The 12,486-nt window shown below is 69.9% G+C and carries 13 protein-coding genes; 10 read left to right on the plus strand and 3 right to left on the minus strand.

The annotated features are described in order from the left end of the window. Positions 1-19: 19 nt before the first annotated feature. Genes ACWGO0_RS00885 through ACWGO0_RS00905 form a run of 5 tightly spaced genes read left to right on the plus strand, consistent with a single transcriptional unit; the run spans position 20 to position 6,077 of the window. Positions 20-1,273: an ATP-grasp domain-containing protein gene (locus ACWGO0_RS00885; protein ID WP_453525926.1), complete on the plus strand. Its 1,254-nt coding sequence runs from the start codon at positions 20-22 to the stop codon at positions 1,271-1,273. Then, positions 1,270-2,598, plus strand: a complete 1,329-nt coding sequence (locus tag ACWGO0_RS00890; protein WP_453525929.1) for a hydrolase — start codon at positions 1,270-1,272, stop codon at positions 2,596-2,598. The genes ACWGO0_RS00885 and ACWGO0_RS00890 overlap by 4 nt, the downstream gene beginning before the upstream one ends. Next, a complete protein-coding gene (locus tag ACWGO0_RS00895; RefSeq protein ID WP_453525932.1) occupies positions 2,595-3,827 on the plus strand; it encodes an MFS transporter in 1,233 nt (410 codons plus the stop codon). The genes ACWGO0_RS00890 and ACWGO0_RS00895 overlap by 4 nt, the downstream gene beginning before the upstream one ends. Next, positions 3,820-4,797: an NAD-dependent epimerase/dehydratase family protein gene (locus tag ACWGO0_RS00900; protein ID WP_453525935.1), complete on the plus strand. Its 978-nt coding sequence runs from the start codon at positions 3,820-3,822 to the stop codon at positions 4,795-4,797. Before ACWGO0_RS00895 ends, ACWGO0_RS00900 begins: the two co-directional genes overlap by 8 nt. Next, positions 4,794-6,077, plus strand: a complete 1,284-nt coding sequence (locus tag ACWGO0_RS00905) for an ATP-grasp domain-containing protein (RefSeq protein WP_453525938.1) — start codon at positions 4,794-4,796, stop codon at positions 6,075-6,077. Before ACWGO0_RS00900 ends, ACWGO0_RS00905 begins: the two co-directional genes overlap by 4 nt. Positions 6,078-6,121: 44 nt before the next feature. Here the strand turns inward: ACWGO0_RS00905 and ACWGO0_RS00910 are convergent, their stop codons facing one another. Continuing rightward, on the minus strand, positions 6,122-6,592 hold the full coding sequence (locus ACWGO0_RS00910; RefSeq protein WP_453525941.1) for a MarR family winged helix-turn-helix transcriptional regulator: 471 nt from the start codon (positions 6,590-6,592) through the stop codon (positions 6,122-6,124). Continuing rightward, positions 6,589-7,182: a type 1 glutamine amidotransferase family protein gene (locus ACWGO0_RS00915; protein ID WP_453525944.1), complete on the minus strand. Its 594-nt coding sequence runs from the start codon at positions 7,180-7,182 to the stop codon at positions 6,589-6,591. Before ACWGO0_RS00915 ends, ACWGO0_RS00910 begins: the two co-directional genes overlap by 4 nt. Positions 7,183-7,358: 176 nt before the next feature. Here ACWGO0_RS00915 and ACWGO0_RS00920 point away from each other — a divergent pair, with 176 nt between their 5' ends. The 3 genes from ACWGO0_RS00920 (at position 7,359) to ACWGO0_RS00930 (ending at position 10,298) form a co-directional block, all read left to right on the plus strand. Further along, on the plus strand, positions 7,359-8,723 hold the full coding sequence (locus ACWGO0_RS00920; protein ID WP_453525947.1) for an aminotransferase class III-fold pyridoxal phosphate-dependent enzyme: 1,365 nt from the start codon (positions 7,359-7,361) through the stop codon (positions 8,721-8,723). Between the two features lie 102 nt (positions 8,724-8,825). Then, complete coding sequence (locus ACWGO0_RS00925; protein ID WP_453525952.1) at positions 8,826-9,563, plus strand: GntR family transcriptional regulator; 738 nt, start codon at positions 8,826-8,828, stop codon at positions 9,561-9,563. An 84-nt stretch (positions 9,564-9,647) separates the two neighbouring features. After that, the gene (locus ACWGO0_RS00930) at positions 9,648-10,298 is read left to right on the plus strand and encodes a hypothetical protein (RefSeq protein ID WP_453525955.1); all 651 of its coding nucleotides are present in this window, start codon (positions 9,648-9,650) and stop codon (positions 10,296-10,298) included. A gap of 35 nt (positions 10,299-10,333) precedes the next feature. Here ACWGO0_RS00930 and ACWGO0_RS00935 read toward each other — a convergent pair whose 3' ends face one another. Then, a complete protein-coding gene (locus ACWGO0_RS00935; RefSeq protein WP_453525958.1) occupies positions 10,334-11,122 on the minus strand; it encodes an SLATT domain-containing protein in 789 nt (262 codons plus the stop codon). 323 nt (positions 11,123-11,445) lie between these two features. Here ACWGO0_RS00935 and ACWGO0_RS00940 point away from each other — a divergent pair, with 323 nt between their 5' ends. Then, positions 11,446-11,781, plus strand: coding sequence for a YbaB/EbfC family nucleoid-associated protein (locus ACWGO0_RS00940; protein ID WP_453526385.1), 336 nt, complete (start codon positions 11,446-11,448; stop codon positions 11,779-11,781). 85 nt (positions 11,782-11,866) lie between these two features. Further along, on the plus strand, positions 11,867-12,466 hold the full coding sequence (recR, locus tag ACWGO0_RS00945) for a recombination mediator RecR (RefSeq protein ID WP_328910986.1): 600 nt from the start codon (positions 11,867-11,869) through the stop codon (positions 12,464-12,466). The last annotated feature ends 20 nt before the right edge of the window (positions 12,467-12,486 follow it).

Raw genomic sequence — 12,486 nt, forward strand, 5'->3', positions numbered from 1 at the left:
ACAGAATTCAGGAGTCCCCGTGCACATCCTCATGATCGAATGCAACCCCAACGGCATCGCCGGCATCGCCAACGCCCTCGAACTCGGGCACGACGTCACGCTGGTATCGGTCGACCCCGGCTTCTACCTCGCCGCCTCACCGCTGGCCGAAGCGGCGTACGCCCACCCGAACTGCCGTGTCGTCAAGAGCGAGCAGGCCTTCTCCATCGACGAGCTCATCGCGCTGGCGACGGACCTGCACGCCGAGCGGCCGATCGACGGCGTCACCACCTACAGCGAGTACCACACCGTGCACACCGCCGCGGTGGCGCAGTCGCTCGGCCTGCCGGGCATGAGCGTGGAGGGCGCCCGCAACGCGCGGCACAAGCACCTGACACGCCTCACCCTGGACGGCACCGGCGTGCGCCAGCCACGTTTCGCCCACGTCGCCGACGTGACGCAGGTCGAGGCCGCCGTGCGGGAGATCGGCTTCCCCTGCGTGGTCAAGCCGTCGGACGGTACGGCCAGCCTCCACGTCCTGCACCTCAAGGACGAGGACGACCTCGCCACCTACCTCGCCGAGCTGGCGGACGTCGTCGACTACGGGCGTGGTGTCGTGCGGATCCCGGACATCCTGATCGAGGAGTTCGTCACGGGTGAGCTGATCTCGGTGGAGTCCTGCGTGCTGGGCAAGGGCGAGATCGTCAACCTCGGCCTGACCGACCGCCCGATGAGCGGATTCCCGCACTTCATCGAGATGGGCGCCACCTACTTCAGCGGCCACCCCCTCCAGGACGAGCTGTTCGCCATGACCACCCAGGTGCTGAACGAGCTCGGCGTGGACTTCGGCTTCATCCACACCGAGTTCCTGCTCGGTGCCGACGGACCGGTGCTGTGCGAGGTCAACGGCCGTCTGATCGGCGGAATCGTGCCGACCCTCATGGAGATCTCCTCGGGTGTCGACGCCTACCTCCAGGTCATCCGGCAGGCACTGGGCGAGCGTCCCGAGCTTCCCTTCCCGGGGCAGACCACCGCGGGCGGCCACTGGTTCGGCGCCCCGATCGCCGGCACCGTGGACTCCATCGGCTTCGAGGACCTGGCAGAGGCGCCCGGCTATCACAGCGCCCAGGCATACAAGAAGACCGGCACGGCGGTCTCCCGCCTCTCGAAGAGCAACTTCGACTGGATCGGCCACATCATCTTCACCGGCAGCGACCGCGACGAGGTCAACAAGCGCTGCGAGGAGGGCCTGGACCGCATCGACCTGCGGATGCGGGTGGAGGTCGCCCGATGAGAGGGGCCCCCGCCGAGCGGCCCGGCCCCCTCGTCCTGCGGAGCGTGGCCATCCCGGCCCTCGACCCCGAGGTCCTGTTCGATGTGACCGCGGAGGACGGAGTCTTCACCCGCGTCGAGCCCACCGGACAGACCCCCCAGGGCTCGGAGAACGAGCTGTGGCCCGGCTACACCGAGACCCACGCCCATGTCTCGCTGCCTCCCAACTGGGACGACTCGGTCGACGACCCGCGCATCGTCGCCCTCCAGTACCTCTACCACGGGGTGACCCACGTGGTGGACATGTTCGGGTTCCCCCTGCTGGCCGAGGCATGGGAGGCCGGCCGGGCCGCGTCGCCCTGGCCGTACCCCGAACTCGTGCACTGCGGCTACGCGGTGACGGCGACGACCGACAGCGCGGGGCGCACCGGTCACGGTGTGGAGTTCCCGGCCCCGGTCCACATGCTGGCCGTCGAGGCCGACCTGGACCACGCGCTGCGCACCAATGCCGAACGGGGCGGCACCTTCCTGAAGGTGATGTTCACGGACGGCACCGAGCAGCCGGGCAGTCCCGTGCGGTTCTCCCGGCTGTCGGAGCACGTCATGCGGTTCACCGCCCGTACGGCCGCCGAGCGCGGGGTCACGGCGGTCATCGACTGCAACACCCTGGAGGAGACCCTCTTCGCGTACTCGTGCGGCTTCCGGCTCTTCGCGCACTCGGTGCGGGACAAGACCCTCACCGAAGCGGAGTGGAAGGGGCTCCAGGGCGCCCGGTTCGTCTCCACTCTGGCCGGACTGCGCTCGATGATCATGTCCCGGGAGGACTTCCTCGCCGAGTACGGCCGGGAGGGCTTCCGTGAGACGCAGGACGGATACAACCTCGATTTCGTCCAGGGCGTCGAGAAGCCCTTCGGGATCGAGTACGGCTGCCAGGAGACCCGTACCGCCGCGCTGAGGGACATGCGCGCCAACGCCCTCACCGCGCTGCGGAACGGGGACCTGCTGGTCGGTACGGACTCGGGCAACCTCGGTGCCTACCACGGTTACTCCTTCCTCGGCGAGCTCGACGCCCTCTGCGGGGACGACCCCTCGCTGGTCCCGCGGTTGCGCCACCAGGCCACCGTCGGCGGCAGGGCCTACTTCGACGAGCTGCGGGGGGACCGCACCGGCATCCACCCCCTCACCGTCGGAGCGAGCGCTACCTACAACCTGCACGCCCCGGGCAAGCCGCTCTCGGCCCTGCCGGTGGCCACTGTCGTGCAGGGCGTTCCGGTGGACAGGACCGCCGTCGCACGCGCCATCGCAGAAATCCGGTCCACCGAATCGAAAGGGAAGGTCAGACTGTGACCAGTGAACGCAGGCGGGCCCTGATCGGCATCAACGCCGGCATATTCCTCGCCCATATCGGGAACTTCATCTGGTTCCCCGTCCTCATCGCCTCGCTCGGCGGTACCGACAGCGGCTTCTGGGCCGGCGTGGTCATGTGTATGACCTATGTCGGCCGGCTCCTCGCCACCTTCTCCTACGAGGGGGCCGCCGCCCGGTTGGGCATCCGCGGGGCGGTGTTCCTGGGTACCGCGATGGAGGCGGTGGCGCTGGGCCTGATGGGCTTCAGCGGCGGCGTGGTCGTCTACAGCGTTCTGGCGTTCTTCATCGGATTCGGCTCCGGGACCGCGTTCCCCGGCCTGAAGAACATTCTGGTGTCCTATCCGGACAGCGAACGGCCCAAGGCATTCTCCACCTTCCAGATGTCCGCGCAGGTAGGGCTGTTCGGCGGCGCGGTGGCCGGCGGACTGCTGGTCGACATCGATCTGCGCACCCTGTTCGGTCTGGTCTTCGCGATATTCATCGGGTTCTGCCTCGCCGCCTCCGCGTTCATCCCGCCGAACGGCTTCGCGGCTCCGGCCGATGTCGCGCCCCGCGGACCGCTGTTCAGCACCGCGGTCCTCAAGGGCATCGAAGTGCGCGGCGCCACCCGTTACTTCCTGCTGTCGGCCGTGTTCTGGTTCCTGTCCATCGGTTTCGTGGTCGGCATCCCCCTGCACATGGCCGAGTTCGCTCCGCAGTGGGCGCCTTCGGCCCCCTTCTGGATCACCGGGCTCGGCGTCCTGGCCCTGCAGTACCCGCTCTTCAAGTTCCTGATCAAGCACCTGCGGCCCGGCGCCGTCATGGCGGTCGGCCTTGCGGGGATGACGGTCGCCTTCATCGCCTTCGGAGCCGGCCGAAGCGCCGCATGGGTGATCGTCGGCTGCCTCACGGTGGTGCTCGGCGAGATCCTTTTCGTGCCCTCCTTCGACATCTGGGTGGCCCGCAAGGTCCCGGCGGAGCGGCTCGCCAAGGCGATGGGCGCCATGCACTTCTTCCGCAGCGCCGGAAACATGGTCGGCTCGCTGCTTGCCGGAGTCATGTTCGACCTGTCGCGTACGGCCGGACTGCCGGGATTCAACTGGTACGTCACCGCGGCGGTGGCGGCGGCCTGCGCCGTTGCCTGCCTGCTGAGCCGGGACGAGGACGAGGGCGACGCGAGCGACGAGCCGCAGACCGTTCCAGCGATGGAGGGAGCGGAAAATGGCTGATGTCTGCGTCATCGGAGGTACTCGGTTCTTCGGCAGGCTCACGGTTCACAGGCTGCTCGAAGAAGGCCACCACGTCACCGTTGTGACCCGCGGTCAGAGCCCCGACGACTTCGGGGACTCCGTACTGCGTCTGCGCGCCGACGTCACCCGGCCCGGTGAGCTGGCCGACGCCGTTGCGGGACGGCGCTTCGACGCGGTGATCCACCAGATGTGCTACACACCGAACGCCGCGGTCGAGGCATGCCGTGCCTTCGGCGACCGGGCGGGGAAGTTCGTTCTGACCAGCAGCATGGAGGTGTACAACAAGCAGACCTTCAGGTGGCGGATACCCGCGCCGGCTCTGAGCACCTTCGCCCGGGAGGACGAACTCGACCCGGCGGGATACGCGTACGACACCGAGCTGCCGTGGGACGACGAGGCGTTCCTGGGAGCCAACTACGGTGAGGGAAAGCGCCAGGCCGAGGCAGCCCTGACCCGCCACGCGCAGGTTCCGGTCGTCATCGCCCGCGTGGCGCATGTACTGGCCGCACGAGGTGACTTCACCGGCCGGTACCGGTTCCACCTCGACCGGATCCGGGCCGGAGAGCCCGTCGTCGCGCACCCCGGCCCCGGGCAGACCTCTCTGGTCCACGCTGTGGACGCGGCCCGGTTCCTGGCCTGGGCGGCGACCTCCGAGCTCACCGGAGTGGTCAACGTCGCCTCTCCCGACACCACCGACGTCTACGGCATCTGCGCCGCGGTGGAGCGGTCCACGGGCCTCGATGCCGTCGTGGTGGAGAAGGAGGACGCGGCCGACGACCCCGCCCTGTCGCCCTTCTCCTGCCCCGCCGACTTCGGGGTCTCGACGGCCAGGGCGGACGAGCTCGGCCACCGGATCCCGCCCATCGCCGAGTGGCTCCCGGCCCTCGCCCGTACCGCGGCCGAGGAGCAGTACCCCGTAGTGACCAGGTCCGAAGGAGCGACCGCATGACCACCACCCCGCGCCGTATCGCCGTCGTAGGCGGCCGTCCCGCCCCCGTCCACGGGGCCAGGGAACTCGGCATCGACGTCACACTGGTCCACACGGAAGGGCAGTTCGACCCTGCCGAGGCCGAGCCGCACTGCTCCGCGATCCTCACCGGCGACATCACCGACGCCGGTGAGCTGCTTCGCCTGCTCCGGCCGCTGCACGACGCGAACCCGTTCGAACTCGTCCTCACCACCACCGAGCTGGCCGCGGTCTCGGTGGGCGAACTCAACGCCGAGCTCGGCCTCCCCGGCACGAGCCCAGCGGTATCCCGGATCATCCAGGACAAGGCACTGACCCGACAGGCACTGGACCGCCGCGGCCTGAGCCCGGTCCGCCACCGGCAGATCACCGGCGAGGCGGAAGCGGTGGAGTTCCTGGCGGACGTCGGCGGTCCCATCGTCCTCAAGCCGGGCAAGGGCGCGGGCAGCCTGCACATCCACAAGGTGGACAACGCCAAGGACGCCGTCGACGCGGTGCGGGAAGTGGCCGCGTTCGGCCACGGAGGCGTACTGGGTGAGGAGTTCCTGGAGGGGCCGGTCGTCAGCGTCGAGGCGTTCTCCCACCAGGGGCGCCATGTGGTGCTCGGAATCTGCGAGTACCAGGTCAACGAGCACTTCGTCGAGTGGGAGTGCAGCGTCCCCAGCGACCAGGCGGCGCCCTGCCTGTCCGAGATCCATGAGCTCACCGCCGGCGTCCTCGACGCGGTCGGCCTGACCGACGGTCCCTCGCACAGCGAGTTCGTGCTCACCCCGAACGGACCGCGGCTGCTGGAGACGCACAACCGGCTGTCCGGCGCCGGTATCCCCGAGATGGTCAACCGGTCCACCGGCTGGGACCCGGCTCGTCTCTTCATGACCGTTCCGCTCGGCATCGACCGGCTCCCCGAGGCGGCGCCGGAACCGAAGCGCGGCGCCGCGATCCGGTTCCTGGACGCGGAGCCGGGCCTGATCACCGGCATCACCGGGGTGGAGGACCTCCCCGTACCCGTGCGCCGGGTCCCGGCGGGGACCACCCATCCGCACATGATCCCCTTCCTCGCGAGCTTCACCGGGTCGGACGGGGGAGCGGTGATCAGCAAGCATGTGGGCGACCGGGTGTCGGCCATGGACTCGCTCCTGGCCAGCGACAAGGGCTACGTGTTCGCCACCGCGCCCACGCGTGCGGAGGCTGTTCTGCGCTGCGAGGAACTGGCGGCCCGCATCCGTTTCCACGTCACCCCCGAGGTTCAGGCCCGGGCCTGAACATCACGGTCTGCCTCGCTCTCGTCGCGGAGGCCGGGGCGGATTCAATCGCCGGACGGGCCCGACACGTCCCTGCCCACCGCCTCCACCGCCTGCGACAGCCGCTCCAGGACCCGCACCGTCTCCGCGAACCCCTCCGCCCCCAGCTCCTGTGCGAGCCGGGCGGCGAACTCCGCGTGGCCGGGGCCGATCCGGGACATCGCCGCCCTGCCCTCCTCCGTCGGGCGGAGGAGCTTCGCCCGGCGGTGGGCCGGGTTCGGCGTGTACTCCGCCAGCCCCTTCCCCACCAGCAGATCCGCGATCCGCTGCACGCTCTGCCGCGTGATGCCCATCGCCCGCGCGATCCCGGACACCGGCAGCGGCTCACCCACCACCGCACCGAGCACCTGCCACCACGCCGCAGTGAGCCCGGACGGCCGGGCCAGATCCTCCGCCACGGAGAGGAACTGGCCGTTCAGCCGGAAGACACCCAGCGCCGTGCGGCTCAGCCGCTCCTGGTCCTCGCGGCCACTCATCCCGTCAACACCTCGTACGCACTCGCGTCGGAGTCGTGGAACAGCCGGTACCAGGCGTCCAGCTTCTTCGCGTCGTACACCCCCAGCAGCCCGAACACCTCGCGTGCGAAAGCCACCGGCTCCGTCGGCCCGGCCGTGACGAGGCCGCCGTCCGTCACCGCGTCCGCCTCCACGTACCGCGCGCTCCCCGCGTAACCCGTGGCCGCCAGGTAGAAGGAGACCGCGCTCGTGTGGGCCCGGTCGTCGAGCAGCCCCTCGCGTGCGAGACCGGCTGTCGCTCCGCAGATCGCCGCGACCGGCACCCCCGCGTCGAGGAAGGCGCGTGCCTCGCGGGCGAAGGGAGCCAGCTCGTCGCCGGTGTCCCAGAGGCTCGCCCCGGTCAGGACGAGCAGCGCGCTGTCCTCGGGCCGCAGCTCGTCGAGTGCCAGATCGGGCTGGATGCGTACCCCGCCCATGGTGGTGACCGAATCGGTCGTGGCTCCGACGGTCCGCACCGTGTAGCCGTTCTGCGTGAGATGGGCCGTGGTGTGCCCGGTCTCCCAGTCGGCGAAGGTGTCGTAGACGGCGAGATGAACGGTCTTGCGGGTCATGGCGACCTCCAGAACTGGAAACGCGGAACCATCAGCTATGACAGTAGGCTGTCATATATGCAGCATGCTGTCAATTGGCCCCGGACCCGGGGGACCCGACACCCTGCCGAACGGAACGCCACACTCCATACAAGGTGGCCATGGAGCACACCCCCACCAGCACCTACGCTCACGGCATGACCCCTCATGCCCCGTATGTCGACTCCGCGGCCGGAGCGGCCGTGAAGGCCGCCGACCGCGCGCACGTGTTCCACTCCTGGTCCGCCCAGGGCCTGATCGACCCGCTCGCCGTCGCCGGCGCCGAGGGGGCGTATTTCTGGGACTACGACGGCAACCGCTACCTGGACTTCACCAGCGGCCTCGTCTACACCAACATCGGCTACCAGCACCCGACCGTCGTCGCCGCGATCCAGGAGCAGGCGGGGAAGATGACGACCTTCGCGCCCGCCTTCGCCATCGAGTCGCGCTCCGAGGCCGCACGCCTCATCGCCGAGCGCACCCCGGGCGACCTGGACAAGATCTTCTTCACCAACGGCGGCGCCGAGGCCGTCGAGAACGCCGTCCGCATGGCCCGGCTGCACACCGGCCGTACGAAGGTGCTCTCCGCCTACCGCTCGTACCACGGCGCCACCTCCACTGCGATCAACCTCACCGGCGACCCGCGCCGCTGGCCCTCCGACAACGGCTCGTCGGGCGTCGTCCGCTTCTGGGCGCCGTTCCTCTACCGCTCGCCGTTCTACGCCGAGACCGAGGCCGAGGAGTGCGCCCGCGCGCTCCAGCACCTGGAGGACACCCTCGCCTTCGAGGGCCCGTCCACCATCGCGGCGATCATCCTGGAGACCATCCCCGGCACCGCGGGCATCATGACGCCGCCGCCCGGCTACCTCGCGGGCGTCCGCGAGATCTGTGACCGGTACGGGATCGTCTTCGTCCTCGACGAGGTCATGGCCGGGTTCGGCCGTACGGGCAAGTGGTTCGCCGCCGACCACTACGACATCGTCCCCGACCTGATGACCTTCGCGAAGGGCGTCAACTCCGGTTACGTCCCGCTCGGCGGAGTCGCCATCAACGCCGAGATCGCCGCCACCTTCGAGACCCGCCCCTACCCGGGCGGACTGACGTACTCCGGTCACCCCCTGGCCTGCGCCGCCGCCGTCGCCACCATCAAGGTGATGGAGGACGAGAAGGTCATCGAGAACGCCGCCCACATCGGCGAGACCGTCCTCGGCCCCGGCCTGCGCGCGCTGGCCGAGCGCCACCCGTCCGTCGGCGAGGTCCGCGGCCTCGGCGCGTTCTGGGCCCTCGACCTGGTACGTAACCGCGAGACCCGCGAACCGCTGGTCCCGTACAACGCGTCGGGCGCGGACAACGCCCCGATGGCGGCCTTCGGCGCGGCGGCGAAGAAGAACGGCCTCTGGCCCTTCATCAACATGAACCGCACCCACGCCGTCCCCGCCTGCAACGTCACCGAGGCGGAGGCCAAGGAGGGCCTCGCGGCCCTGGACGTGGCCCTCTCGGTCGCCGACGAGCACACCGCGTAGGTCACCGACGACCACACCGCGTAACGAGTCCCGCACATGGCCCCCTCCTCCCCGCCCGCGCCTGGCTTAAGGTGACCGGAGCCGAAAAGGGGAGGGGGCACCATGCGTGCGAGCGGAGGTGTGACCCGCAATACGCTGCGGCAGCAGATCGCCGACGCGCTGCGTGACGAGGTGCTGGCCGGGCGTCTCCAGCCGGGCCGCGAGTTCACCGTCAAGCAGATCGCGGAGCAGTACGGGGTCTCCGCCACCCCGGTGCGCGAGGCGCTCTTCGACCTCTCCGCGCAGGGGCTCCTCGAATCGGACCAGCACCGCGGATTCCGCGTGCGCGAGTTCAGCGTGGCCGACTACCGGTCGATGGTGGAGGCCCGCGCACTCGTGATCGACGGGGTGTTCCGCGGGGTCTTCGAGGGGCAGCAGCCGGCCTCGGCGCGCCTGGCCCCGTACCGCGACACGCTCGTCTCCGTACGCCGCCGGGCGGAGGAAGCCGCGCGGGCGGCCCGCTGCGGCGACCTCGACATCCTGATCGGCTACGACCTGCGCTTCTGGCGTGAGCTCGGCGCGATCGTCGCCAACAGCTACATCACCGATTTCCTGCACCGTCTGCGCGTCCAGGCGTGGGTGTTCGCCGTGCCGTATCTGCGCGGTGAGGCCGACGTACTGGACTGGCTGTGGAGCGGCCACCAGGAACTGGTGCAGGCGATCATGGACACGGACGCGGAGGCCGTACGCGCGGTGCTCGACGCGTACAAGGAGCACGGCCTGAAGTGGGCGGACAAGCTCGCGGCCGGTGACCTGGCGCACCCGGGTGCCGCCACACCGCCCGCTGAAGCGGCGGAATAGGTTCGGGAGGTGCACTGTGCGCGACGTTCCGTCCGCATTACGCTGTCCCGACCATCGCACGAACCCGTTGGAGAGCGAGCATTCGTGGCCTGTGACCTGTGGCTGGTCCCCCTCGTCGATGTGCTGTGCCACAGCCCCGACAACCCGTTCGCCGAAGAGATCGCGACCTACGACAAGGCGCTGGGTGACGCGGGACTGCCGCCCGTCCCCGTCTACGCCTACATGCCGGGCCTCACCGGGGATGTCGCCCCGGTCGCGGGATTCGACTACGACGCGCTGCACTTCCTGCGCCGCGCCTACCTGCTCCAGCTGAGCGGCCTCGCGGTGACTCCCGTCGACGAACTGGGCGGGGACTACGAGCAGTTGCTGGAGATGTTCGAGCAGAGCGCGCAGCAGTCGCATCTGGTCTGGCACTACGACCACGCGGGGGCGTACGTCCCGGTGGACTTCTCCGCTCCGCTCTCGAACGACGAACTGCTGGAGGGCGGGGGCCCGTTGGGCTCCTCGCACGGTCTGCTGCGGGAGCTGGAGTCCGTGGCCCCTTCGATCGGCATCGACCCGGCCAACCCGCCCGCCGCCCCGCTCCCGCCCATCGGCCCGACGACGCTGGAGGAACCGGCCGGTCCGATAGCCCCCGACGACAACCCGTTCGCCCGCGAACGCCACGTCTGGCTGGGCCTGCACGCGGCGGCGACGAGAAGCCTCGCCCAAGGCTCCATGATCATCTTCAGCTGACGCATTCCCCCACGGACGGCTCGTCCTCCACCGCCCTACCTCGGCGCCTCCGGCGGCCTCTGCCGAGGCATGTTCGGCCGGGCGACGGTCGGCAGGGCGAACCGGCCCACGGGCCCGCCCGGCTCCGCCCGCCCCGCGCCCCCCGACACCATCGACTGCATCCCCAGGGGCGCGGGCCCGGCCCGGAACTCCACCATCCAGTCCGCCGTCTCCGACCGCACGAGCTCCGTGACGTCCTCCGAGAACCGCCGCAGCACCCCGAGGCACCGCTCCGCGGCCTCGCTCGCCGTGCCCTCGGCGGGCCCGAGCACCTCCCGTACGCACTCCGAGGCCCAGTCGAACTGGAGCACCTGAAGCCGCCGCTGCACGGCCTGCGCCGTCGCGAGATTCCTTATCCATCCCGAGGTCAGCCCGAAGTACCGGTCGCAGGCCGTGCAGGCCGCGGCCAGCAGCAGCGACAGATAGCCCCACCCCGCCGCCCCGTCCAGCGCGCCCGTCAGATCGAGCAGCGGCAGCGCCGCCCCCGCGACCGCCCCGGTCGCCGTACCGAGCCGCAGCGCCCGCGCCGCGCGCCGCTTGCGGAGGCGGTCGTGCAGATACCAGTCCACGGTGCGCAGGGCGCCGTCCTCGACCCAGCGGTAGAGCTCGTCGAGACGTTCGGCGGGCTCGCCCCAGTCGCCGAGCGGGAAGGACCGGACCGTGAGGTCCCTGGACGACCCCCTTCCCTGGGCTGGAACGGAGCGCTCAGTTCCGGTTTCTCCACCGGTTCCCTCGCCGGACTCCTTGCGGGGCGGCCCTTCGGGCTGCATCTCCGGCTGACTCACCGGGGCACTCCTCTGCACTCTGCGTAGGAACGACGTGGGTTCGCGACGTGGGTTCTGGGTCTGGCTCCGGGTAACTCTGCGTTACCGCTGATGCGCGTGGGTGTACTGATACGCATGCCCTTCCTACCGCCGAATGGTGGGCCGTGGAGTCGAAATCGCGGGATTCCTGGGTGTGCACGGCCTGTGATCAGGTATAGGAGGGTGACTACCGCGTTCCAAATCTCACCCGAAAGAGTTGGTCCCCGGCGAGTGGGGCGCGGCGACCGACGAGCACGTAGGCTCGGCTTACCGAAACATTTGTCGTCGAAATGCCAGGAGTGACCGTGATTCCCGGTGGTGGTCAGCCGAACATGCAGCAGCTGCTCCAGCAGGCCCAGAAGATGCAGCAGGACCTCGCCGAGGCCCAGGAGGAACTGGCCAGGACCGAGGTCGACGGACAGGCGGGCGGCGGTCTCGTGAAGGCCACGGTGACCGGCTCCGGCGAGCTCCGTGCCCTGGTGATCGACCCCAAGGCCGTGGACCCCGAGGACACCGAGACGCTCGCCGACCTCGTCGTCGCGGCGGTCCACGCGGCGAACGAGAACGCGCAGGCGCTCCAGCAGCAGAAGCTGGGCCCCCTCACCCAGGGCCTGGGCGGCATGCCCGGTCTCCCCTTCTGACCGGACCCGCACCAGACCTACTGATACCCAGGCGTACCAACTACGGTACGAGCAGCACAGCGACAGAGCAGTGGAGAGGCTTTCCGTGTACGAAGGCGTTGTTCAGGACCTCATCGACGAACTGGGCAGGCTGCCCGGCGTCGGTCCCAAGAGCGCGCAGCGGATCGCCTTCCACATCCTGCAGGCCGAGCCCACCGACGTACGGCGCCTCGCCCATGCCCTCCTGGAGGTCAAGGACAAGGTCCGGTTCTGCTCGGTGTGCGGCAACGTCGCTCAGCAGGAGCAGTGCAACATCTGCCGGGACACCCGCCGCGACCTCACGGTCATCTGTGTGGTCGAGGAGCCCAAGGACGTCGTCGCGATCGAGCGGACCCGCGAGTTCCGGGGCCGTTACCACGTACTCGGCGGCGCGATCAGCCCGATCGAGGGCGTGGGCCCGGACGATCTCCGTATCCGCGAGCTGCTGGCCCGGCTCGCGGACGGCTCCATCACGGAACTGATCCTGGCGACGGACCCCAACCTGGAGGGCGAGGCCACCGCGACGTACCTGGCGCGGATGGTCAAGCCGATGGGCCTGAGGGTGACCCGGCTGGCCAGCGGCCTGCCCGTGGGCGGAGACCTCGAGTACGCCGACGAGGTCACCCTGGGCCGCGCGTTCGAAGGCAGGCGACTCCTGGATGTCTGACACCCGCGCTGTGCTTCTCA

Source organism: Streptomyces sp. NPDC055749, from assembly GCF_053617235.1.

What these genes read in the sequence shown, in the direction of transcription:
- ACWGO0_RS00900 (WP_453525935.1), top strand. Translation starts at nt 3,820, where the DNA reads ATGGCTGATGTCTGCGTCATCGGAGGTACTCGGTTCTTCGGCAGGCTC.
- ACWGO0_RS00925 (WP_453525952.1), top strand. Translation starts at nt 8,826, where the DNA reads ATGCGTGCGAGCGGAGGTGTGACCCGCAATACGCTGCGGCAGCAGATC.
- ACWGO0_RS00920 (WP_453525947.1), top strand. Translation starts at nt 7,359, where the DNA reads ATGACCCCTCATGCCCCGTATGTCGACTCCGCGGCCGGAGCGGCCGTG.
- ACWGO0_RS00915 (WP_453525944.1), bottom strand. Translation starts at nt 7,182, where the DNA reads ATGACCCGCAAGACCGTTCATCTCGCCGTCTACGACACCTTCGCCGAC.
- ACWGO0_RS00890 (WP_453525929.1), top strand. Translation starts at nt 1,270, where the DNA reads ATGAGAGGGGCCCCCGCCGAGCGGCCCGGCCCCCTCGTCCTGCGGAGC.
- ACWGO0_RS00905 (WP_453525938.1), top strand. Translation starts at nt 4,794, where the DNA reads ATGACCACCACCCCGCGCCGTATCGCCGTCGTAGGCGGCCGTCCCGCC.
- ACWGO0_RS00910 (WP_453525941.1), bottom strand. Translation starts at nt 6,592, where the DNA reads ATGAGTGGCCGCGAGGACCAGGAGCGGCTGAGCCGCACGGCGCTGGGT.